Raw genomic sequence first — 22,231 nt, forward strand, 5'->3', positions numbered from 1 at the left:
CGCCCCGGGGGGGTGGGGCCGCGGTGGCCGGGGGGCCCGGGGTCTCCCCGGGTGTGGGGCCCCCGCTGCTGACCCCGCAGCCGCCGGCGGAGGACTGCCGCGGGGCGACAGTCCTCCTCCGGGGCCGTTTCTCAGGCGTCGGGCGTCAGCCGCAGTGAGATCGAGTTGATGCAGTACCGCTGGTCGGTCGGGGTCGGGTAGCCCTCGCCCTCGAAGACATGGCCCAGGTGCGAGCCGCAGCGGGCGCAGCGGACCTCGATGCGGACCATTCCGTGGCTGCGGTCCTGGATCAGTTCGACCGCGTCGGTGTCCTTCGGGTCGTAGAAGGACGGCCAGCCGCAGTGCGACTCGAACTTGGTGTCGGAGCGGAACAGCTCCGCGTCACAGGCTCGGCAGGAGTAGACGCCCGTCGTCTTGGTGTCGGTGTATTCGCCGACGAAGGCGGGCTCGGTGCCGGCCTGGCGCAGCACCGCGTACTCGGCGGGGGACAGCTCCGCCCGCCACTCCTCGTCCGGCTTGTCGATGTCGTACGGCACGGTGGCTCCCTCAGCTCGACAGGTGGTCCAGGATCTGCGGGCCGAGGTCCGTGACATCGCCCGCCCCCATGGTGAGAACGAGATCGCCTGGCTTCGCCATTCCCGCGACGACCTCGGGGACCGTCGCCTTGTCGTGGACGGCGGTGACGTCGGCGCCGGCCGCCCGGGCGGCGTCGATGATCAGGGTGCTGGTGACGCCGGGGACCGGGTCCTCGCGGGCCGGGTAGATGTCCAGCACCACTGAGGCGTCGGCCAGCGCGAGTGCCTGGCCCATCTCGGTGCCGAGCTCCTGGGTGCGGGAGAAGAGGTGGGGCTGGAAGACGACCAGGAGGCGGGCGTCGGAGGCGGCGCCGCGCATCGCTTCGAGGTCGGCGGTCATCTCGGTGGGGTGGTGCGCGTAGCTGTCGATGACCTGGACGCCGGCCGCCTCGCCCTTGAGCTGGAGGCGGCGCTTGACCCCGGTGTACTTGCCGAGGGCCGAGGCGAGGTTGTGCGCCGGGATGCCGAGGGCGACGCCGGCGGCGAGGGCGGACACGGCGTTGAGCGCGTAGTGGCGGCCGGGAACGGAGACGGTGAAGGTGAGGTACTTCCCGTTCAGGACGACCGTGACCTCGCTGGTCAGACCGCGCTGGTTGATCTTCTGGACGCGTACGTCGGCGTCCGCGGCCTCGCCGTAGGTGACGACCTTGAGTGCGGACAGGTCGCGCACCCGTCGGGTCAGCTCGACGGCGCCGGGCTGGTCGGCGGAGACGACCAGGGTGCCGTCGGGGACGACCTTGCCCACGAAGGTCTCGAAGGAGTCGTAGATCTCGTCCATCGAGGCGTAGTTCGCGTGGTGGTCCAGCTCGACGTTGAGGACGATCGCGACCTCGGGGTCGTACTTCTGGAAGCTCCGGTCGCTCTCGTCGGCCTCGGCGACGAAGATCGCGCCCTCGCCGTGCGTGGCGTTGGTGCCGGGGCCCGCGAGGTCGCCGCCGATCGCGTAGGAGGGGTCGAGGCCCAGCTCGGTGAGGGCGACGGCCAGCATCGACGTGGTGGTCGTCTTGCCGTGGGTGCCCGCGACGGCGATGGGCCGCAGCCCCTGCATCAGCGAGGCGAGCGCGTCGGAGCGGTGCACGACGGGGATCGAGAGCTCCCCGGCGCGCACCAGCTCCGGGTTGTCGTCGCGGATGGCGCTGGAGACGACCACGCAGGTGGCGTCGTCCGCCAGATGTCCGGCTGCGTGCCCGACGTGGACGGTCGCCCCCAGCGCGCGCAGGGCCTCGGCGGTGGGCGACTCCTTGGAGTCGCTGCCCGCGACCTTCGCACCGCGCCGGGTGAGGATCTTCGCGATGCCCGACATTCCGGCGCCGCCGATGCCGATGAAGTGCGGCCGTTCCATGGCGGCAGGAATACCGGGTGCCATGCGTGTGTCTCCCAGGGTCGGTGCGGGTGGGGCCACCCAGCCTATTCGCTGTGCGCGAAGAGCTTGAGCACCGGTACGCCGACCTTGTGCCGGGCGCGGGACGCCCAGTCGCGGTGGAAGAACTCCTCGACGTAGTGCGGCGCGGTCAGCACGATGACCTCGTCGGCCTCCGACTCCTCGACCACGGCCGTGAGCTTGTCCAGGGGGTGGGTCTCGATCACCTGTCCGACGGCTTCCGAGCCGGACTGCCGCAGTGCCTCAAGGGACACTTCGAGCGCGAGTTCGGCGGACTGCCTGGCGTTCTTGCCCTCCGGTTCCTCACTCTCCCGGGCCGCTTCCTTCAGTTCGCCCATCGCCAGGTCGTCGATGGCCCGCAACAGCACATCCGCCTGGTCGCCACGCGGCTGCATGAGCACGACGAAGGAGATCTGCTCCTCCCCGTGCAGGGTGGTGACGAACTCGACGTCCTCGGAAGTGAGGGGCTTCTCGATCATCAAAACGCTGGTGAACACCACAGGCGCCCTTCTGCTTCAGTGACCGTCTCCGGCCACTGCTGAAACCATCCTTCCCCGTGCTCGCACGGGTTCTGCGATCCATTCTGCCCACCGAACGCTAACCGGAACGGGATATTCCGCTGATTGTCAGATCCGACGGTACCGAGAGAAGAGGAACCCGGCCTCCTCCAGCACCGACGCCAGGGCGAATCGTTCCGGCACCGCCACCGAGGGACCGCCCGCGATCCGCTGGGCGTCCCCGGCGGTCAGCATCGGCGCCAGGGTCAGACACATCTCGTCCAGCACGCCCGCCGCGACGAACTGACCGAGCAGCCGGGGCCCGCCCTCCGTCAGCAGCCGCTTGAGACCGCGGTCGGCCAGCTCCCGCACGACCCTGACGGGATCCACCCGGGACCCCTCCCCCGCGATCACCACATCGGCGCCGGCCTTGCGGGCCGCCGCGATCCGGTCCGGAGGCGCACCCGCGCCGGTCAGCACGAGCGTGGGGACCAGCGGCGAGACGAAGAGCGGGAGCGAGAAGTCCAGGTCCAGACTGCCGCTCACCACGGCGACCGCCGGGGCGGGCCCCTGGCCGGCCGCCGCCCGCCGGGCCGCGAAGGCCTCCCGGGCGCGGGCCGGCCGGTAACCCTCCAGACGTACGGTCTCCGCGCCCGCGATCACCACATCCGCGAGTCCCCGCAAGGTGCCAAAGATCCGCATGTCGCTCTCGCAGGAGATCGGCTGCGAGCGGCCGTCCTGCTGGGCCGCCCCGTCGAGCGTCGACACCATGTTGGCGCGCAGCCAGGGGCCGTCCGTGTCGGGGTAGGCATAGGCGTCGGCGAGGGCGTCCAGGCTCCACTCACCTCGGTCGTCGGCCGCTGTCAGGTCGGTCACAGGGAACAGGCGTCGCATGTTCCGCAGTCTGGCACGGCCTAAGCTGGGGAGTTGTGTCGTCCTCCACCGCCGTGCCGGGGCCCAGCCCCATAGCCGAAACGGCCCCGCTGTCCCTGTGCGCCCTCGAACCGCGCGTCCCCGCCGACCGGCTGGTCGCCGAGATGGTGCCGCCGCCGCGCTTCGACTCGGTGCGTTTCGATACGTACGTTCCCGACCCGAACCAGCCGAGCCAGATCGAGGCGGTCAAGGTCCTCGGCGACTTCGCGGCCGGGCTCGGCGGAGCGCACGCCAGCGGTGAGCGGAAGCGCAAGTGGTTCGGCAGGAAGGCCGAGCCGCCCCGCGCGCCGCGCGGGGTCTACCTCGACGGCGGCTACGGCGTCGGCAAGACCCATCTGCTGGCCTCACTCTGGCACGCCACGCCCGCCGCGCCCTCGCTCAAGGCCTTCGGTACCTTCGTCGAGCTGACCAACCTGGTGGGCGCGCTCGGCTTCCAGCAGACCGTGCAGACCCTGAGCGGGCACCGGCTGCTGTGCATCGACGAGTTCGAGCTCGACGACCCGGGCGACACGGTGCTCGTCTCCTCGCTGCTGAGCCGGCTGGTGGAGGCGGGGGTGGCGCTCGCCGCGACCTCCAACACCCTGCCGGGCAAGCTCGGCGAGGGAAGGTTCGCCGCCGCCGACTTCCTGCGGGAGATCCAGGGTCTCTCCTCGCACTTCCGCCCGCTGCGCATCGACGGCGAGGACTACCGCCACCGCGGTCTGCCCGAGGCCCCGCCGCCGTACTCCGAGGAGCAGGTCACCAGGACGGCGTACGCGACCGAGGGCGCCAGCCTCGACGACTTCCCCGCCCTGCTCGACCATCTGGCCCGCGTCCATCCGAGCCGGTACGGCGCGCTGACGGACGGCATCCGTGCGGTGTGCCTCACCGAGGTACGGCCGGTGCCCGACCAGTCGACCGCGCTGCGGCTGGTGGTGCTCGCGGACCGTCTCTACGACCGGGAGGTTCCGGTGCTCGCCGCAGGGCTGCCGTTCGACCAGCTCTTCAGCGAGGAAATGCTGAACGGCGGGTACCGGAAGAAGTACTTCAGGGCGATCTCCCGGCTGACGGCACTGGCGCGTGACGCAAAGGGACTGGTGGCGCAGTAGGTTCGGGGGCGTAACACCGGTCGGGCACAACGGAGTGCCCCGCCACTCCCGTACAACCGCGCATTCCGTTTGAAGGGATCCAGCATGGCTACCACGCGTCAGGCGCACACGGTCTGGGAAGGCAACCTGATCGAGGGCAAGGGCGTCGTCACCCTCGATTCCTCGGGGATCGGGGAGTACCCGGTCTCCTGGCCGTCCCGCGCGGAGAAGGCGAACGGCAAGACCAGCCCGGAGGAGCTCATCGCCGCGGCACACTCCAGCTGCTTCTCGATGGCGCTGTCCAACGGTCTGGCCACGGCCGGCACTCCGCCCACCCGCCTGAACACCCAGGCGGAGGTCACCTTCCAGCCCGGTACCGGCATCACGGGGATCCACCTCACCGTCGAGGGCACGGTGCCGGGTCTCGACGAGGCGGGCTTCGTCAAGGCGGCCGAGGACGCGAAGGCGAACTGCCCGGTCAGCCAGGCCCTGACGGGCACGACGATCACGCTCAGCGCCTCGCTCGCCTGAGTCCGTCCCGGGCCGCGCGCGGCCCGGGACACGTACGAGACACAGTTGAGGCCGGTGGCCCGCATGGTTCCCGCGCGGTGTTACGCGTGGTACACACATGCGGGTCACTGTTCCTGCCCCCACAGGAAGTTGCCTCATGTCATCCTCAGCAGCGCAACAGCCCGCGACACGACGTCAGGTTCTGGCCGGTAGCGGCGCGGCGGTGGCCACGGTCGCCTTCGCCGGCGCGTTCACCGAACTCTTCGCCGGAACCTCCGAAGCCCGGGGGCACGGGGGTTACGGTCCGCTCCTGCCCGACCCCGACGGACTGCTCGATCTGCCGAAGGGTTTCCGCTACCGGGTGCTGTCCCGGGAGGGCGACCCGCTCCGCTCCGGTGAGGGCCCGGTCCCCAGCCACTGCGACGGCATGGCGGCGTTCGCCGGCCGGCGCGGGCACGTCCGGCTCGTGCGCAACCACGAGAACCGGGTCGACGCGGAGGTCTCCGTGCCGACCGTCGAGGGGCTCACCTACGACCCGATGGGCAAGGGGGGCTGCACGGCCCTGGAGCTCGACGGCGACAGCCACGTCCTCACCGAGCGCGTCGCCATCGCCGGTACGGCCGTCAACTGCGCAGGCGGGCGCACTCCTTGGGACACCTGGCTGACCTGTGAGGAGACCGAGGACAAGGCCGGCACCAACGGCTACACCAAGGACCACGGTTTCATCTTCGAGGTGGACGGCGCCGACCCGCGCCGCACCGGGGCCGTGCCGCTGACCGCGATGGGCCGCTTCCAGCACGAGGCGATCGCGATCGATCCGCACAGTGGCGTGGTGTACGAGACCGAGGACGCGTTCGACAAGCCGTTCGGGCTCTTCTACCGCTTCCTGCCGGAGAAACCGCTCGGCGGCACGGGTTCGCTCAGGGCCGGCGGACGGCTGGAGGCCATGCGGGTGCCGGGCGTCCCCGACCTCTCCGCCGTCCAGACGACCGGTACGAGCTTCGAGGGGATCGAGTGGGTCCCCGTACCGGATCCGCTGGCTGCCGGAACGCCCATCCGGTTTCAGGACTTCGGCTCGAAGGGGATCACCCACGGCCAGAAGCTGGAGGGCTGCTACTGGGGCGGGACGTGCGTCTACTTCGTCTCCAGCTTCGCACACAGCTCGGAGGGGTCGGCGGCGGATCACTTCGGGCAGGTCTGGCGGTACGAGCCGCGGCGGCGCCGGCTGACGCTGGTCATCGTGTTCGGCCCCGGCACGGACATCCAGCTGCCCGGCGAGTCCCCGGACAACATCACCCTGGCCCCCGACGGCGGGCTGATGGTCTGTGAGGACGGCGGCGGCGCCCAGCATGTGTTCGGCCTGACCAGGCGCGGTGAGGTGTACGCGATGGCACGCGGCCGGCAGAACATCGGAACGCCCGAGGAGCCCGAGTGGGGCGAGTTCGCCGGGGTCACGTTCGCCCCGGACCACGGGACGATGTTCATGAACTGCTACACGCCCGGAACGACATTCGCCGTGACGGGACCGTGGCGCTGAGCCGCTGAGCCGCGGCCCCCGGACTGCGGTGGGCACCTCCACCCGCCGTCCGGGCGCCGCTTCGCGGCGCACGAGCGGCGCACGCGGATCGGTGATGGTTGATCAGTTATTTTCCGACAATGACATCTTCTGTGCGGAAACTGACGGCTATGACCGTTCTAGGAGTGGTATTCGGAGGTGCCCTCGTCGCCTGCGGGAGCTCCGGCGGCTCCGGCGGCTCCGGCGGCTCCGGCGGCTCACCGGGCGGCAGACCCTCGGCGGCCTCGGCGGCTGCCTCCGGAACCTCTTCGGGAACTCCGTCCAGCGTGCCGTCGGCCACCCGGAAGCCGCCCAACATGGCCCCCGGCCCCGCAGGCCTGGCCCCCGTGCTCAAAAGGGGCCCGAAGAGCACCGCCAAGGTCGTCGCGCTCACCTTCGACGCCGATATGACGGCCGACGAGGGTGAGCGCGCGGCCGAGGGTGAGCACTTCGACAACCCGGAGCTGATCGCCCTGCTGCGCCGGCTGAAGGTGCCCGCGACGCTCTTCATGACCGGCCGGTGGGCCGAGGAGTACCCCGCGCAGGCCCGCTCCATCGGCACCGACCCGCTCTTCGAGATCGCCAACCACTCGTACAGCCACTACGCCTTCACCTCATCCTGCTACGGGCTGCCGACGATGGGGACGGACGGGATCCGCGGCGAGGTGGGGCGGGCCTTCGGCGCGATCCGGAAGACCGGCGCCCGCAATGTGGTGCCGTACTTCCGCTTCCCCGGCGGCTGCTACGACGACGACGCGCTGCGCACGCTCGCGGCCGAGAAGGTGACGGCGGTGCAGTGGGACGTCGTCAGCGGCGACGCCTTCGCGACGGACGCGGACGCGGTGGCGGAGCAGGTACTCGACGGCGTGAAGCCCGGTTCGCTGGTCGTCATGCACTGCACCCGCAGCGCGGCGCCGGTCACCGCCCAAGCGGTCGACCAGGTGGTGCCGGAGCTGCGCAGGCGCGGGTACCGCTTCGTGAAGGTGTCCGACCTGATGCGCGGCTGAGCCCGGCATCCGTCGGCGCGTCAGCCTGAGCAGGCCGTGCGCTGCGCCTCCTGCCATTCGCAGACCGGGCAGAGCGTGATCCCCCTGACCGACTCGGGGTACTCGGTCGGCTTCCGGCACAGCACGCACTCCGCGAACGGGGGCCCGCCGGCCAGCTGTGCGGTGACGGCCGGAGTCTCGCAGTACGACTCGTCCGCGCGCTCGTTCACACCGTCTTCCATGGGGACGAGCCTACTCATCCGCGTACGGAAGTGAGTCTGCAGGCAAGCGCCGCCGCTGCCACGGCGACGGCCGCCGCGCCGGCGAGCGGGAGGACCGGCACATGGACCGTCCCGTTGAGCGACCCGGTGACCAGGCCCGTCACCGCGTACTTCGCGGGCGATCCGCTGGTCACCAGGGCCAGCAGCACGGCGACCAAGGTCGCGGCGAGGGACCAGCCGCGCCGGTGCAGCACCGGCCGGGTGCACAGCGCGCCGACGGCCGCCCCCAGCAGGACGCAGCAGACCGCCGCGAGCAGCCCGGCGAGCCCGGCGGCCGGCAGCGGGACCCGGACCGTGTGCCGGGTGTCGGACGGTTCGCTGATCAGCAGCACCAACGCGGTGACGGCTGCGGCCAGCAGACCGGCGCACCCCAGCGGCGCGAGCAGCGCCGCCAGATGGGCCCGAGGCTGTCCGCCCACCGCCGCGGCGACGACGGTCCGGCCGGCGGGCGGTTCCTGGTTGACGCAGATCTGTACGAGCCACGCGGTGACGGGCAGCAGCCCTGCCGCGGCGTAGCCGAGCGAGTCCAGGACGGGCTGCCCCGGGCGGACACCGACGCCGAGGAAGGCGACGTACAGGAGAACGGGCGCGAGCCAGCGCTGCGAGCGGACCAGCAGGGCCGTCTGGTAGCGGACCAGTGCTGTCATGGCGCCTCGTCGCGGGATGTGGGTGTGGGGAGCGTGGGAGCCGCGGGGGCTGCACGAGCCCTGGCGGCACGAGTGGGCTCGGTGGGCTCAGCGGCCTCGGTGGGCTCACTGACCTCAGCGGGCTCAGCCGGCTCAGCGGGCTCGGAGCCCCCGGAGCCCGCCATGGCCTCGCTGTCCCCGGGCTCGGGTGAGAGCCGGCGGATGTGCCAGGGCGGGCGGGCCGTGAGCAGGGCGCTCAGGAGGGCGTCGGAGTGCACGGCGGCAACCGTCAGCCACAGCGCTCCGTCCTCGCCCGCCGCCTGTCCCGGATCGCCCGGCAGACCGGCGGGGAGCGGGCTGCCCGGCGGGCCCGCCGCCTCGATCCGCACCCGGGGCCCCCGGTGCTCCCCGGCCGGTGCGAGGGGCGCGGCGACGAGACCGTGCCCCTCGACGCGGAACGCGGTGTCGACCGTGCCCGCGAGCCGGCGCGGGTCGTGGTCGACGAAGACGACGGTGGCCCCCGCGGCGACGCGCTCGGCGACGGCCCGGTCCAGCTCGTCGCGGGCCGCGGTGTCCAGGCCGGTCCAGGCCTCGTCCAGCACCAGCAGTTCCGGTTCGGCGAGCAGTGCCTGCGCGACGGCCACCTTCTGGCTGGTGCCCTTGGAGAGCTCCGCCAGCGGCGTCCGGGCGTGGCCCGCCGCGCCGAAGCGGGTCAGCCACGCCTCCGCACGCCCGGCCGCTTCGGCCGTACGCAGCCCGTGGATCCGGCCGAGATGGACGAGATACCCGGCGGCGGTGAAGGGCATGGCCGCCGGGAACCGTTCGGGGACGTACGCCGTGCGGGGCCTGCCGCCCGTGATCCGGCCCTCGGTCGGGGCGTCGATGCCGGCGAGGAGCCGCAACAGGGTGGACTTCCCGGTGCCGTTGGCCCCCTCGATGCGCACGAGCGCCCGCGCGGGCAGGCCGAGGTCGACCCCGCGCAGCACCCATGGTCCCGTGAGGCCGTACCGCCGGCCCACTCCCCGCAGCCGCAGGATGTCCGTACTCAGTTGGCCGTCGCCTTCTCGGGCTTGGCCTCGCTCGGCCGCACGATCACGAACCCCTCGCCGTCCAGACGCAGTTGTACTGCCTCCCCCGAGCCACCGCGAAGCATCGAGCCGACGCTCTGCGAGCGGTGCAGCGAGGTGGTGAGGTGGGCGCTCCAGCCCACGACCGCGTCGGTGTCGACGCACACCGGCTGCTGCGGGGTGACGGGGATCACTATGGGGTGTCCCTCGCACATCAGGCCGAGCTTCCCATAGCCGGTGAAGACGCTGTTGAAGAGCCCGCCGCCGGTCATTCCGGCGCCCTTCACCGTCTTGATCTCGTAGGCGAGCGTGGAGTCGAAACAGAGGACGTTGCGGCCGTTGATGGTGAGGACGTCACCCTGCTCCATCTCCACGATGAAACAGTTGGCCGCCTCGTGCGCGAACCACGCCTCGCCCTGGCCGCGCACCGCCATCAGCGGCAGGCCCTCGCCGGTCACGGCGCGCTTGAGCATGCCGCCGATTCCCTGGCCCTTGCGCTCGAACTGGAGATCACCGCGGAAGGCGATCATCGCCCCCTGGCGGGCGTGCATCTCGCCGTTGACCGCGTACTTGATGGATTTCGCGTTCTGCAGGGTCATTCCGGGTGCGGTCGCCTGCTGCGCCATGTGGTCGCTGGAGAATAGATCGCTCTTCATGCGGTGCATCCTCACCCGGAGCGGTTCGTTCCGCCAAGAACCCTCTTCCTGGCGACTGGCAGACTGGACGGGTGAGCAGCAACGACACCCCCGTATCCCTGTCCGGCGCGTTCCCGTCCGAGTCCGCAGAGTCCGCGGGCCCGCCCGCGGACAGCCCCTTCCGGTCCGGGCGGACCGACCGGGACGAAGCCCAGCAGTACGTGCTTCCCCTGGTGGTCCACATCGAGAAGGCGGCTCCCCCGGCCCGCACGGACGCGCTGCGCACGGCCGCCCGCGCCGTGCTGGTGATGCTCTCCGACGAGCGCTCGGTGGGCGAGGGCGAGTGGGCGCAGGCGATGCGGGACTGGCAGGACGCCAGGATCCGCAAGGTGGTGCGGCGGGCGCGCGGCGCGGAGTGGCGCAAGGCCTGCGCACTGCCGGGGATCACGGTCACGGGCGAGAGCGCCGAGGTCCGGGTCTTCCCGCCGGTGCCCCTGGACGGCTGGCCCAAGGAGCTCGCCAAGCTCCAGGTCTCGGGGACGGAGCTGGACGACCCCGAGCAGCCTGCCGCGCCCGATCCCGCCGGGCCGGTCCTCTGGCTGAACCCGGAGCTCGACATGTCGGCGGGCAAGGAGATGGCGCAGGTCGGGCACGGAGCGCAGCTCGCCTGGTGGGAGCTGTCGGAGGCGGAGCGCACGGCATGGCGCAATGCGGGCTTCCCCCTCTCGGTCGCCACCGCGGATGCGGGCCGCTGGCGGGAACTGACGGTGAGCGGAATGCCAGTGGTGCGGGACGCCGGATTCACCGAGATCGCCCCCGGACCGACCGTGGTGGCCGAGGGGGCCCACCGGGTCGGTTCCCTGCCGCCGCTCGGACAGCCGTAGCCGGACCGCCGCGAGCCGGCGAGGCGGTGTCCCGGGAACCTCAAATCAAGCTCTGAACGTCCCCCTCTTCGGGTTCACGGGCGGGCGCCGGGGCCATGACCACTGCACGGAGTGGCGGAGGGGGACACCATGGAGCTGGGTATCGGGATCGGCTGGCGGCCGGAGATCGCCGACGCGGTGGAGGCGATGGCGGGGATCGACTGGGTGGAGGCGGTGGCGGAGAACCTCTGCGCCGACCACCTGCCCGCCTCCCTGGCGCGGCTGAGGGAGCGCGGGGTCACGGTGGTGCCGCACGGGGTCTCGCTCGGACTCGGCGGGGCCGACCGCCCCGACCCCGGCAGGCTCGCCGACCTCGCGGCGCGGGCCACGCTGCTGGACACGCCCCTGGTGACCGAACACATCGCGTTCGTACGGGCGGGCGGGCCGCGCACCGCGTCACCGGCGCTGGAGGCGGGCCACCTGCTGCCCGTTCCGCGCACCTGGGCGGCGCTGGACGTGCTGTGCGAGAACGTACGCATAGCGCAGGACTCGCTTCCGGTGCCGCTGGCCCTGGAGAACATCGCGGCGCTGATCTCCTGGCCGGACGAGGAGCTGACCGAGGGGCAGTTCCTGGCCGAGCTGGTCGAGCGTACGGGGGTGCGGCTGCTCATCGACGTGGCCAATCTGCACACCAACCACGTCAACCGCGGCGAGGACCCGGCCCGCGCGCTCGACGAACTGCCGGTGGAGGCCATCGCGTACGTGCATGTGGCGGGCGGCATCGAGAAGGACGGGGTCTGGCACGACACGCACGCCCACCCGGTCACCGCGCCGGTCCTAGACGTCCTGGCCGAGCTCCGCTCCCGGGTCAGCCCGCCGGGCGTCCTGCTGGAGCGCGACGACGACTTCCCGCCGGCCGGCGAGCTGTCGGGCGAGCTGGACGCGATCCGCGCCACGCTCGACGCGGGCCGGGACAAGAACCGCCGCACCGGCGCCGTACCCGAGCGGGCCGAGGACGGACACCCCGCGGCCGAGGCCGTACCGGACCGGGGCAGGCGCCCCGGCGCGGACACCGACGCCGCGCGTGACCGGGTCGCGGTCGCGCAGACCTCGCTGCTCTCCGCGCTGGTCGCCGGCACCCCTGCCCCGGAGGGCTTCGACCACCACCGGCTCGGCGTCCAGAGCCGGGCGCTGGCCGCGAAGCGCGCCGATGTCGTCGCCAAGGTGGCGCCCGAACTCCCGGAGATCCTGGGGCAGGACTACCGGGACGCGTTCCTCGGGTACGCCAGGAGCCGTCCGATGTCCGCCGGGTACCGGCGCGACGCACTGGACTTCGCCGAGCAGCTGCTCGTCGCGGGCCGCCCCGAGGACGGCGCGGCCCGTCGCCGGCTCACGTACTGGTGGCAGGACCGGGCCGCTCCCCGCCCGCCCCGCCGCGCCACCCGGCTGGCCAGGGCGGCCCGTTCCGTACTCGCGGGAACGGGAAGGTCACGGTGACCGTGATGAACGCCGTGGCCCTGATCCTGACGCTCGCCGTCATCCTCTCGTCGGTGCTGCTGGGCCGGGCGGGCGCGCGTGCCCGGCGCGGGGCCGGCGGCTCCGTCCACGACCTCTCGGAGGTGGCCTTCCTCAACGGCGGGCCGGGCCGGGTGGTGGACGCCGCACTCGCCGCGATGCGGACGGACGGCCGGCTGGTCATCGGCGGGCCCGGCATCGTCGCGGTCCAGCAGCCGGTCGCGCACGACCCGGTGGAACGGGCCGTCCTCCAGGAACAGGCCGCCGCCCCGAGCGGCGCCCTGCACACCCTGCGCGACGCGGCGATGCGCCATGCCGCGGTGCAGGAGATCGGCGACGGGCTGGCGGCGCGCGGCCTGCTGGCCGAACCCGGGGCGAATCGGGGACGCAGGCGCTGGGGACTGGCCCAGGGGGTGCTCTGCCTGCTCGGGATCCCGGTCGCCGTCGGTCTGACCATCCACCAGTTCGTCTCGACGGACGCCACAACGGACTTCCCCTTCTTCCCGAAGGTGTTCCCGGCGCTGCTCGCCGGGACCGTCATCGGTTTCGTCTGCGCGGCCAACGCCCGGGCCCGGATCACCAGGGCGGGGAGTGCGGCCGCCCGGGAGTACCGCGCAGCCAACGCGTACCGGACCGATCCGGCCCATCTGGTGGCGACCGCCGGGCCGCGGGCCCTGCCCGATCCCGAGCTGCGTGCGCATCTGCTCACGGCGGCCCGGCTGCGGCCCGCCGGACGGTCCGCTCCGTCGCACTCATCGGACTCGTCGGGGCTGCTGCTCGCACCGGCGGTGTGGTGTGCCGCTTCGACCCCGGGCGGCGGCTGCGGCAGCTCCCACGGGCACAGCGGCTCCCACGGGCACGGTGGCGCGGGCAGCGGCTGCGGGTCGGGATCGAGTTGCGGCGGCAGTTCGGGTTCGGGCTGCGGCTCCGGATCGAGTTGCGGCTCCGGCTCGGGGTCCAGCTGCGGCGGTGGATCGAGCTGCGGCGGCGGGGGCGGGTCGAGCTGCGGCAGCAGCTCCTGAGCCCTCATCCGGCCGTTCGGTCACCCGGCGGTGACGGTCCCGTCACCGTCCGCATACTGAACAGCCTCTGGCGCTCCGCCCCCGTCTCGCATAGAAATCCGCCATGCTCTGGGTTCTGTTCCTGCTGGTCGCATGGGGTGCGGCGGCCATTTCCTGTGCCCGGCTCTGCCTGGCGTCCACCCATACGGCGCAGCTGCCGGGCGCTTCGCCGGAAGGGGTGCGGCACTCCGCGGACGGGCATGGACTCACCCTGTACGAGACCGCGTTCCTGGCCGGTGGTCCGCACCGGGTCGCCGAACTGGCACTTGTCTCCATGCATCTGCGCCGACGGGTGCTGCTCGCCCACACCGGCTGGGCGACGGTCGTCGACCCGCACGGCCGGGACGAGGTGGAGCGCACGGTGATCCGGGCCATCGGCCCGCAGGGCCAGTCGCCGATCGGGCCGGTCCGGACGGCGGCCGCTGCCGCCGACACCGTGCGCGCCCTCGCGGACCGGCTCGTCACCGCCGGCCTCGCACTGCCCGGCGGGGCCAGGACGGACATCGCCTCGGCGGTGCGGGCGGTGCGCCGGGCGGCGCTGCTGGTGGTCGCGATGGGCGCCGCCTCTCTGCTCACGCCTGGTCAGGAACAGCGCACGGGCGACTCCATGGAGTCCCGGCTCCTCTGGTTCGGGCTTCCGCTCGTGCTGACCCTGGGCTGTCTGGCCATCGCCCGGATGGAGGTGTATCCGTACAGCTCCTGGGCCTCCCCCGCCGGGCAGCGGCTGCTGGACGCCCGTGCGGTGCCCACGGGCGGGGCGGAGGGCGATGTGCTGGCGGCGGTCGCCGTGCGGGGCGTGGACGCGGTGGGCGATCCCGCGCTGCGGGCCGCGCTCACGGGGCGCGGGGCCGTGAACACCGGCCCGTAGAACGACAACGGTGCGGCGCGCAGGATGCGCGCCGCACCGGCAGCCGAACCCGGTGTCGCTGGAACGGCGGCCGGCACACAGTGCCGCGGTGCCCGCCGTCTGATCTTCCGGGTTGGGGTGGTCGGAACCCGCTCGCTACGCGAGCCCGGCCACCAGGTCTGCGACCGACTTGCGCCGGCCGGTGTAGAAGGGGACCTCCTCGCGGACGTGCATCCGCGCCTCGGAGGCCCGCAGGTGACGCATGAGGTCGACGATGCGGTGCAGCTCGTCGGCCTCGAAGGCCAGCACCCACTCGTAGTCGCCGAGCGAGAAGGAGGCCACGGTGTTGGCGCGCACGTCCGGGAAGCCGCGGGCCATCTTGCCGTGGTCGGCGAGCATGCGGCGGCGGTCCTCGTCCGGCAGCAGGTACCAGTCGTAGGAGCGCACGAAGGGGTACACGCTGATGTAGTCGCGCGGCGTCTCGTCGGCGAGGAACGCCGGGACGTGCGACTTGTTGAACTCGGCGGGGCGGTGCAGCGCCATGTTCGACCAGACCGGCACCAGGCTCCTGCCCAGCCGGGTGCGCCGGAAGAGGTTGTACGCCTCCTGCAGGGCCTCCGCCGTCTCGGCGTGCCACCAGATCATGAGGTCGGCGTCGGCCCGCAGACCGGAGACGTCGTAGGTGCCGCGCACGGTGACGTCCTTGGCGCCGAGCTGGTCGAACAGCTCCTGGACCTCACCGGAGTACGCGGCGCGGTCCGTGTCGGCGGGCAGTACGTCGCGCAGCTTGAAGACGGACCACAGCGTGTAGCGGACGACGTCGTTGAGGTCCTTCGCCTTCTTGCCGGCGTTGGGGGCCTTGCTTGATGTCTCAGTCTCAGGAGCACTCATAGGGCTATTGTCCCGCCTCGCTCCCTGTGCCCTGAACCAGGGTCGGCGTGGCGATGATCTCCCCCGCGTTCGTACCGCTCCGCGCCGTGTCCGCCCTGCTCCCGCCGGCGAGGTCGCGGGCGATCTCGTCCGCGGCCCGGTGGGCGCTCGCGATACAGGCCGGGATGCCGACGCCGTCGTAGACCGCGCCGCAGACGCGCAGCGCGGGCAGTTTCGCGACCTCGTCACGGATCCGGGCGACCCGGCCGAGGTGACCGACGGGGTACTGGGGCAGTCCGCCGATCCACCGGGTGACGTCGGTGGCCACGGGCCGGGCGGCCAGTCCGGTCGCCGCGGCGAGATCGCTCAGCGACACGTCGACCAGTTCGCCGTCCTCGCGGTGCAGATGGTCCTCCTCGCCGTACCGGCCGACGGAGGTCCGCAGCAGGAACAGACCGGGGGCGGCGTCGTCGACCCACTGCCACTTGTGGCTGGAGAAGGTGGCGGCCTTGATGGTGCGGCCGTCGACCGGGGGCACCAGGAAGCCGGAGCGTCCGTCGAGCGTTCCGGCGGCGGTCACGTCGGAACGCCGGAAGGCCATGGTGACCAGGGCCATCGACGCGTACTCGACGCCCGCGAGCTCGGCGGACGCGGCCGGGGACTCGGCGGCGAGCAGGGTGGAGGCGGACCATGCGGGGGCGGCGAGGACGATGCCGTCGGCGGCGATCACCCGGCTGTCGGTGCGGACGTCCCAGCCGGAGGCGGTACGGGTCAGCCCGAGTACCGGAGTCTCGGTGAGGATCTCGCCGCCGCCCGCGCGTACGGCGTCGGCGACCGCGCCCGGGAGGGTGCCGATGCCGCCGGCGATTCCCTGGAAGACCGGTCCGCCCTGCTGCCGGGCGGCGGCCTGCTCCTGGATACGGGTGACCCCGTCGAGCAGCGAGCCGCCCTGCCGGGCCACCTCGAAGAGCTGCGGTACGGCGGCGCGCATCGAGATCCGGTAGGCGTCGCCCGCGTACACCCCGCCGAGGAGCGGTTCCACGAGCCGGTCGACGACCTCGCGGCCCAGCCGGTCGGCCACGTAGGCGCCGACCGCGACGTCGTCGCCGACGGCGGTCGGGGTGAGGTCGCGCTCCTGTGCGATCCGGGCGAGCCCCTCGGGCGAGAGCACTTCGCCGAGTACCGCCGGGTCGCCCGGTACGCCCATCACATGGCCCTTGGGCATGGGGCGCAGGGCATCGCGGGTCCACACGGACGCGGTGGCCGTTGCGGGCGGCTGGAGGCGGTCGCCGAGCCCGGCCTCCCGGGCCAGGCCGACCCCCTCCGGGCGGCGGGCCAGCATCGATTCGGCGCCCAGGTCGACCTGGACGCCGGCGACCTCACCGGTCATGAGCTTGCCGCCGAGCCGGTCGGTCGCCTCCAGGAGGGTGACCCGCAGCCCGCTGCCGAGAAGCCGGTGGGCGGCCGCGAGTCCGGCGATGCCGCCGCCGATGACGACGACGTGCCCGGCGGCCCTGTCCGCGCTGTGTGTTGAACGCTGCATACCCCCACTCTCTCAAATCTCTTCCGAGTCCTGACCGTGACTGCTTCGAAACCGGTATCGCGCAACCCCGACCGGCCCCCCGTACGTCGAACCGGCACCACCAATCACCCGTCCTGGGGGGACAGTTATGCACGCAGCACCAGCCACTCGCACGAACAGACATCCAGACCGTCAGGGGCGTCGGGACCGCCCGGGCCGTCCGGGCGCCCTCCGTACGCAGACCGCTCTCGCCGCCGGACTGCTCGCCGCCTTGCTGGCGTTGAGCGGCTGCGGCGCGGCCGGTGACGACGACTCCGGGAAGAGCGCGGACCGCAGGGCCGCGGCCCCGGCACAGCAGGACAACGCGGGCTCCGGCACCGGGGGCGCGAAGCAGGGCGCGGGCGGTTCGGCGGCGGCGAAGAAGCCGAAACCGTCGGCCGCCGCTCATGTCATCCGTACCGCCTCGCTGTCCGTGGAGGTGAAGAGCGCGCCGGAGGCGGCGGCCGCCGCACGGGTGACGGCGGAGGCCGCCGGCGGTCTGGTGGCCGACGAGAAGACCGAGCAGGTCGACGCCGCGCGGGCCTCCTCGCATGTGGTGCTGCGGGTTCCGCAGGACGAGTACGACAGCGTGCTGCGGGAGCTCTCCGGTACGGGCAGGCTGCTCTCCCGCACGTCGACCGCCAAGGACGTCACCGACGAGGTCGTCGACGTGGACAGCCGGATCGCCAGCCAGCGCACAAGTGTGGCCCGGGTGCGCAAGCTGATGGACCGGGCCGACGAGCTGTCCGATGTGGTGTCGCTGGAGGGTGAGCTGAGCAGTCGTCAGGCCGCGCTCGAATCGATGCTGGCCGAGCAGGCCTCGCTGAAGGACCGCACCACGTTGGCCACGATCACGCTCAGCCTCTCGGAGCCGAAGCCGCACGCCACGTCGGTTGGAGCCGACGACGATGACGGTCCGGGGTTCCTGGACGCCCTGAGCGGTGGCTGGCAGGTGTTCGTGACGGTGATCAAGTGGCTCGCGATGGCGCTGGGCGCGGCGGCCCCGTTCCTGGCCGCGGCCGCCGTCGTGGTGCTGCTGTGGCGGCGGCTGGGCCGCCGGGGCGGGAAGGCCGGCCCGGAGGGCGAGTGAGCACCTCCCGGGGCGCACGGCGGCGCACCCGGGGCCACGGCGCCGTAGCGTGGGCCTTCGGACCGGTTATCTAAGGGGCTCGCATGGCGGCGGAACGACTGGTGGTCATCGGTGGCGATGCGGCGGGCATGTCCGCAGCATCGCAGGCGCGCCGGCTCAAGGGCCCGGACGAGATGGGCATCACCGCCTTCGAGCGGGGCCACTTCACCTCGTACTCCGCCTGCGGCATCCCGTACTGGGTCGGCGGTGACGTGGCGGAGCGGGACGACCTGATCGCCCGCGGCCCCGAGGAGCACCGGGCCCGCGCCATCGATCTGCGGATGCGTACCGAGGTGACGGAGATCGACGTCGCGGGGCAGCGGGTGCGCTCCCTGGACCGGGACTCGGGCGAGACGTCCTGGACCGCTTTCGACAAGCTGGTGATCGCGACGGGCGCCAGGCCGGTGCGTCCGGCACTGCCCGGCATGGACGCGGCCGGGGTGCACGGCGTGCAGACCCTGGACGACGGGCAGGCGCTGCTGGACTCGCTGGACCGGGCCGGGGCGATCCGGACGGAAGGCCCTGAGGGCCGCCGCGCGGTCGTCGTCGGCGCGGGGTACATCGGGGTCGAGATGGCGGAGGCGATGCTGAAGCGCGGCTTCGAGGTGACCGTCCTCAACCGTGGCGAGCAGCCGATGGCGACGCTCGACCCCGACATGGGGCGGCTCGTCCACGACGCGATGGACGGTCTCGGCATCACCACGGTGAACCGGGCCGCGGTCACCGCGATCCGTACCGGGCCGGACGGCCGGGTCGCCGCGGTGGAGACGGCCGACGCTTCGTACCCGGCGGACGTGGTGGTCCTGGGCATCGGCGTCGAGCCGGAGACGACCCTGGCCCGCGCCGTGGGTCTGCCGGTCGGCCCGCACGGCGGGCTGCTCACCGACCTGTCGATGCGGGTCGTCGGCCACGACAACATCTGGGCGGGCGGCGACTGTGTCGAGGTGCTCGACCTGGTGGCGGGCCGCACCCGTCACATCGCGTTGGGTACGCACGCCAACAAGCACGGCCAGATCATCGGGTCCAATGTCGGCGGCGGCTACGGGACGTTTCCCGGAGTGGTCGGCACGGCGGTGAGCAAGGTCTGTGATCTGGAGATCGCCCGCACCGGCCTGCGCGAGAAGGACGCCCGCGCGGTGGGCCTGCGGTTCGTCACGGCGACGATCGAGTCAACGGGCCGGGCGGGTTACTACCCCGGGGCGCAGCCGATGACGGTGAAGATGCTCGCGGAGTACCGCACGGGCCGGCTGCTGGGCGTGCAGATCGTGGGCCGTGACGGGGCGGCGAAGCGGGTGGATGTCGCGGCGGTGGCGCTCACCGCCGGAATGACGGTGGAGCAGATGACGGCCCTGGACCTGGGCTACGCGCCGCCGTTCTCCCCCGTCTGGGACCCGGTGCTGGTGGCGGCCCGCAAGACGGTGGCGGCGCTGCGGAAGGCGGGCACCGCCTGAACGGTGCCCGCCTTCCGGGCCGGTGTCAGCGGGCGGTGCTCGTGTGGACGTACTCGACGAGCCGCGACAGCGCGTCCGGGTCCATGTTCGGCGTCACGCCGTGGCCCAGGTTGAAGATGTGGCCCTCAAGACCGGCGGCCGCGTCCAGCACCTCCCGGGTCTTGGCCTCCACCGCCGCGGTCGGCGCGAACAGCACGGAGGGGTCGAGGTTGCCCTGGAGCGCCTTGCCGGGGCCTACGCGGCGCGCGGCCTCGTCCAGCGGGACCCGCCAGTCGACACCGACGACGTCCGCGCCGGCCTCGCCCATGAGTCCGAGCAGTTCACCGGTGCCGACGCCGAAGTGGATGCGCGGGACGTCGTACGACGCGACGGCGTCGAGGACCTTCGCGGAGGCGGGCAGCACCGAGCGGCGGTAGTCGGCGGGGGCCAGCGCGCCCACCCAGGAGTCGAAGAGCTGCACGGCGGAGGCGCCTGCCTCGATCTGGACCTTGAGGAAGGCGCCGGTGATCTCGGCGAGGCGGTCGAGCAGATCGGCCCAGAGCTCCGGGTCTCCGTACATCAGGGCCTTGGTGTGCTCGTGGTTGCGGGACGGGCCGCCCTCCACGAGGTAGCTGGCGAGGGTGAACGGTGCGCCCGCGAAACCGATCAGCGGGGTGGAGCCCAGCTCCGCGGTGAGCAGGCCGATGGCCTCGGTGACGTACCAGACGTCCTCGGGGGTGAGATCACGCAGCCGGGCCAGGTCGGCCCGCGTACGGATCGGCTCGGCGATCACGGGGCCGACGCCGGGCTTGATGTCGAGGTCGATGCCGATCGCCTTGAGGGGGACGACGATGTCGCTGAAGTAGACCGCGGCGTCGACCTTGTGGCGGCGGACAGGCTGCATCGTGATCTCGGCGGCGAGCTCCGGCATCGTGCAGGAGTCGAGCATCGGGATGCCTTCGCGCACCTTCAGGTACTCGGGCAGCGAGCGCCCCGCCTGGCGCATGAACCAGACCGGCGTGTGCGGCACGGGCTCGCGCCGGCACGCCTTCAGGAACACCGAGTCGTGGGTGGCGGAGGTCTTCGTCTGGTGGCCCGAGGGGCGGTCAATAGCGCTCACACACAGAATCTTCGCACGCACGCGGAAGGAGCCCGGCCCCGCACGGGTGTCCCTCCCTGCGCGGGGCTCCGGTTCCGCCTACTCTTCCCCGCATGGCTCCGGCGCAGGGACACTTCTCCGATCAATCCGATGGTGCTGACAGCACGGACAGTGCGGAGGGGGGTTCCGTCCCGCCCGCGTTCCGTTCGGCGGTGGACGCGCTGCGCTCGGCGCGGCTCCGGCCCGAGCTGGAGGTGGAGCCGACACGGCCCCCCAAACGCCTGGCTCCGCACGCGTACGCACTGGAGGCGGCCGTCGTCGACGGTGAGGACGATCTCGCCGACGGACGGCTCGTCCTGCTCCACGATCCGGCCGGACACGAGGCCTGGCAGGGCAATTTCCGGCTGGTGACGCTGGTGCGTGCCGAGCTGGAGCCGGAGATGGCGTCCGATCCGCTGCTGCCGGAGGTGTGCTGGTCGTGGCTGACCGGTGCGCTGGACGCGCGCGGCCTCAGTTACGGGGAGGCGGGCGGCACGGTCACCCGCGCGGGCTCGCACTACTTCGGGGCGCTGGGGGCGCGCCGGCCGGCGACCCAGATCGAGATCCGGGCGTCCTGGACGCCGCGCGAGGGGCGCGGCGGAGTGCCGGACACGGCGGCGCATCTGGTGGCGTGGGGCGATCTGCTGTGCCAGATCGCCGGACTGCCGCCCTCGGGCCCGGTCGACGCGTCGGTGGTGTCGCTGCCGCAGCGGCGCGGACCGCAGGTTTCGTAGCGGCGGCTCCTCGGCTTCTGCGGCGGCGGGGCCACGGCCCTGTTTCGTGACGCTGCGTCATATACCTCGCACAGGCACCGGCTCTCTTTTCGTACAATCGATCGCGCGTCCTATTTGCCCGAATTGTTACTCACCAAATCGTGATCTTCCCCTAAAGGAGCAGGCGTCTGCTGCCGAAGAGGTCAATGACCCTTCAAGCACGGTTCGCCCCGGCTTCATCCCCGAGCCGGCCCGTCCCGCCACTCCCCAGGAGGCCTGGTGTCCGTTCTCCTCGAGCAGCCCGCAAGCCTGGTCGCCTACCGCCCGAACAAGCCGACGGCCATGGTCGTCGTGGCCGACCCGCGCGTCCGTTCCACCGTCACCCGCCATCTGTGGGCACTCGGAGTACGTGACGTCATCGAGGCGTCGTCCATCGCGGAGGCCCGCCCCCGCGTCGGCAACCCGCGCGACATCTGCGTAGCCGACGTCCACCTGCCCGACGGTTCCGGGCTGACCCTGCTGTCCGAAACCCGAGCCGCCGGCTGGCCGAACGGCCTCGCCCTCTCCGCCGCCGATGACATCGGCGCTGTACGCAACGCCCTCGCGGGCGGCGTCAAGGGCTATGTCGTCACCGGCACCCGTACCAACATCGGCCACCCCACCCGTCCCGGCGTCGCTCCCATCGGCGCCAATGCCGCCCGTATGCACCGCCGGCCCCCCGGCACCCCGAGCCACCCGGGCGGCTACCGCGAACTGTCCGGCCGCGAGGTGGAGGTCCTTCGGCTCGTCGCCGAAGGGCAGTCCAACAAGGCCATCGGCGTCTCCATGGGGCTCTCCGCCCTGACCGTCAAGAGCCACCTCGCCCGAATCGCCCGCAAGCTCGGCACCGGAGACCGTGCAGGAATGGTCGCCGTGGCCCTGCGGACGGGCATCATCCACTGAATCGCCACCCCGCCGGTGTGCAGAAATGCGGATCCGGCTGGTTTACGTG

General features: G+C 72.4%; 23 protein-coding genes. 12 read left to right on the top strand and 11 right to left on the bottom strand.

Annotation, left to right across the window (positions count from 1 at the left end; translation table 11 throughout):
• Positions 1-131: 131 nt before the first annotated feature.
• The 4 genes from msrB to ACFVW8_RS30745 form a co-directional block, all read right to left on the bottom strand.
• The gene (msrB, locus tag ACFVW8_RS30730) at positions 132-536 is read right to left on the bottom strand and encodes a peptide-methionine (R)-S-oxide reductase MsrB (protein WP_384135125.1); all 405 of its coding nucleotides are present in this window, start codon (positions 534-536) and stop codon (positions 132-134) included.
• Positions 537-546: 10 nt separating this feature from the next.
• Complete coding sequence (gene murC / locus ACFVW8_RS30735; RefSeq protein WP_389695735.1) at positions 547-1,941, bottom strand: UDP-N-acetylmuramate--L-alanine ligase; 1,395 nt, start codon at positions 1,939-1,941, stop codon at positions 547-549.
• Positions 1,942-1,982: 41 nt separating this feature from the next.
• Positions 1,983-2,435 (bottom strand): indole-3-glycerol phosphate synthase, encoded by a 453-nt coding sequence (locus ACFVW8_RS30740; RefSeq protein WP_389695737.1) that lies wholly within the window; start codon positions 2,433-2,435, stop codon positions 1,983-1,985.
• Between the two features lie 147 nt (positions 2,436-2,582).
• Positions 2,583-3,347 carry a pyrimidine reductase family protein gene (locus ACFVW8_RS30745; protein WP_389695739.1) on the bottom strand — a complete coding sequence of 255 codons (765 nt, stop codon included), beginning with the start codon at positions 3,345-3,347 and terminating at the stop codon, positions 2,583-2,585.
• 35 nt (positions 3,348-3,382) lie between these two features.
• Between ACFVW8_RS30745 and zapE the strand changes: the two genes are divergently transcribed.
• The 4 genes from zapE to ACFVW8_RS30765 all read left to right on the top strand — a co-directional run bounded on the left by zapE (position 3,383) and on the right by ACFVW8_RS30765 (position 7,525).
• Positions 3,383-4,474 (top strand): cell division protein ZapE, encoded by a 1,092-nt coding sequence (zapE, locus tag ACFVW8_RS30750; protein ID WP_389695741.1) that lies wholly within the window; start codon positions 3,383-3,385, stop codon positions 4,472-4,474.
• A gap of 84 nt (positions 4,475-4,558) precedes the next feature.
• Positions 4,559-4,984, top strand: coding sequence for an OsmC family protein (locus tag ACFVW8_RS30755; protein ID WP_389695743.1), 426 nt, complete (start codon positions 4,559-4,561; stop codon positions 4,982-4,984).
• 136 nt (positions 4,985-5,120) lie between these two features.
• Positions 5,121-6,500 carry an alkaline phosphatase PhoX gene (locus ACFVW8_RS30760; RefSeq protein WP_389695745.1) on the top strand — a complete coding sequence of 460 codons (1,380 nt, stop codon included), beginning with the start codon at positions 5,121-5,123 and terminating at the stop codon, positions 6,498-6,500.
• A gap of 149 nt (positions 6,501-6,649) precedes the next feature.
• A complete protein-coding gene (locus ACFVW8_RS30765) occupies positions 6,650-7,525 on the top strand; it encodes a polysaccharide deacetylase family protein (RefSeq protein ID WP_389695747.1) in 876 nt (291 codons plus the stop codon).
• 20 nt (positions 7,526-7,545) lie between these two features.
• On the opposite strand, the gene ACFVW8_RS30770 is transcribed toward ACFVW8_RS30765, so the two are convergent.
• The 4 genes from ACFVW8_RS30770 to ACFVW8_RS30785 are packed head-to-tail and all read right to left on the bottom strand — an operon-like array spanning position 7,546 to position 10,134.
• Positions 7,546-7,746 carry a hypothetical protein gene (locus ACFVW8_RS30770; RefSeq protein ID WP_389695749.1) on the bottom strand — a complete coding sequence of 67 codons (201 nt, stop codon included), beginning with the start codon at positions 7,744-7,746 and terminating at the stop codon, positions 7,546-7,548.
• A gap of 14 nt (positions 7,747-7,760) precedes the next feature.
• Positions 7,761-8,432 carry an ABC transporter gene (locus tag ACFVW8_RS30775; RefSeq protein ID WP_389695751.1) on the bottom strand — a complete coding sequence of 224 codons (672 nt, stop codon included), beginning with the start codon at positions 8,430-8,432 and terminating at the stop codon, positions 7,761-7,763.
• Positions 8,429-9,397 carry an ATP-binding cassette domain-containing protein gene (locus tag ACFVW8_RS30780; protein ID WP_389695753.1) on the bottom strand — a complete coding sequence of 323 codons (969 nt, stop codon included), beginning with the start codon at positions 9,395-9,397 and terminating at the stop codon, positions 8,429-8,431. The genes ACFVW8_RS30775 and ACFVW8_RS30780 overlap by 4 nt, the downstream gene beginning before the upstream one ends.
• A 59-nt stretch (positions 9,398-9,456) precedes the next feature.
• The gene (locus ACFVW8_RS30785) at positions 9,457-10,134 is read right to left on the bottom strand and encodes an AIM24 family protein (RefSeq protein WP_389695755.1); all 678 of its coding nucleotides are present in this window, start codon (positions 10,132-10,134) and stop codon (positions 9,457-9,459) included.
• A 71-nt stretch (positions 10,135-10,205) separates the two neighbouring features.
• Here ACFVW8_RS30785 and ACFVW8_RS30790 point away from each other — a divergent pair, with 71 nt between their 5' ends.
• The 4 genes from ACFVW8_RS30790 to ACFVW8_RS30805 all read left to right on the top strand — a co-directional run bounded on the left by ACFVW8_RS30790 (position 10,206) and on the right by ACFVW8_RS30805 (position 14,420).
• Positions 10,206-10,997 carry a peptidyl-tRNA hydrolase gene (locus ACFVW8_RS30790; protein WP_389695756.1) on the top strand — a complete coding sequence of 264 codons (792 nt, stop codon included), beginning with the start codon at positions 10,206-10,208 and terminating at the stop codon, positions 10,995-10,997.
• Positions 10,998-11,126: 129 nt separating this feature from the next.
• A complete protein-coding gene (locus tag ACFVW8_RS30795; protein WP_389695758.1) occupies positions 11,127-12,473 on the top strand; it encodes a DUF692 domain-containing protein in 1,347 nt (448 codons plus the stop codon).
• A gap of 5 nt (positions 12,474-12,478) precedes the next feature.
• Positions 12,479-13,513: a TIGR04222 domain-containing membrane protein gene (locus ACFVW8_RS30800; protein ID WP_389695760.1), complete on the top strand. Its 1,035-nt coding sequence runs from the start codon at positions 12,479-12,481 to the stop codon at positions 13,511-13,513.
• A gap of 103 nt (positions 13,514-13,616) precedes the next feature.
• Entirely contained in the window at positions 13,617-14,420 is an 804-nt protein-coding gene (locus ACFVW8_RS30805; protein ID WP_389695762.1) for a TIGR04222 domain-containing membrane protein, read from the top strand.
• A gap of 135 nt (positions 14,421-14,555) precedes the next feature.
• Here the strand turns inward: ACFVW8_RS30805 and hemQ are convergent, their stop codons facing one another.
• Both hemQ and hemG read right to left on the bottom strand, forming a co-directional pair.
• Entirely contained in the window at positions 14,556-15,290 is a 735-nt protein-coding gene (hemQ, locus tag ACFVW8_RS30810) for a hydrogen peroxide-dependent heme synthase (RefSeq protein ID WP_389695764.1), read from the bottom strand.
• A gap of 4 nt (positions 15,291-15,294) precedes the next feature.
• Complete coding sequence (hemG, locus tag ACFVW8_RS30815; RefSeq protein WP_389695766.1) at positions 15,295-16,812, bottom strand: protoporphyrinogen oxidase; 1,518 nt, start codon at positions 16,810-16,812, stop codon at positions 15,295-15,297.
• Between the two features lie 127 nt (positions 16,813-16,939).
• On the opposite strand from hemG, the gene ACFVW8_RS30820 reads away from it, so the two are divergent.
• Together ACFVW8_RS30820 and ACFVW8_RS30825 are read left to right on the top strand one after the other, a co-directional pair.
• A complete protein-coding gene (locus ACFVW8_RS30820; RefSeq protein WP_389695768.1) occupies positions 16,940-17,920 on the top strand; it encodes a DUF4349 domain-containing protein in 981 nt (326 codons plus the stop codon).
• Positions 17,921-18,003: 83 nt separating this feature from the next.
• Positions 18,004-19,410 (top strand): FAD-dependent oxidoreductase, encoded by a 1,407-nt coding sequence (locus ACFVW8_RS30825; protein ID WP_389695770.1) that lies wholly within the window; start codon positions 18,004-18,006, stop codon positions 19,408-19,410.
• A gap of 25 nt (positions 19,411-19,435) precedes the next feature.
• Here the strand turns inward: ACFVW8_RS30825 and hemE are convergent, their stop codons facing one another.
• Positions 19,436-20,509, bottom strand: coding sequence for a uroporphyrinogen decarboxylase (hemE, locus tag ACFVW8_RS30830; RefSeq protein WP_389695772.1), 1,074 nt, complete (start codon positions 20,507-20,509; stop codon positions 19,436-19,438).
• A 92-nt stretch (positions 20,510-20,601) separates the two neighbouring features.
• On the opposite strand from hemE, the gene ACFVW8_RS30835 reads away from it, so the two are divergent.
• Together ACFVW8_RS30835 and ACFVW8_RS30840 are read left to right on the top strand one after the other, a co-directional pair.
• Positions 20,602-21,261 carry a DUF3000 domain-containing protein gene (locus ACFVW8_RS30835; protein WP_389695774.1) on the top strand — a complete coding sequence of 220 codons (660 nt, stop codon included), beginning with the start codon at positions 20,602-20,604 and terminating at the stop codon, positions 21,259-21,261.
• A gap of 258 nt (positions 21,262-21,519) precedes the next feature.
• Positions 21,520-22,182 (top strand): response regulator transcription factor, encoded by a 663-nt coding sequence (locus ACFVW8_RS30840; protein ID WP_024488613.1) that lies wholly within the window; start codon positions 21,520-21,522, stop codon positions 22,180-22,182.
• Positions 22,183-22,231: the final 49 nt, after the last annotated feature.

Origin of the sequence: Streptomyces sp. NPDC058221, assembly GCF_042882365.1 — a bacterium.
Lineage (GTDB): Bacteria > Actinomycetota > Actinomycetes > Streptomycetales > Streptomycetaceae > Streptomyces.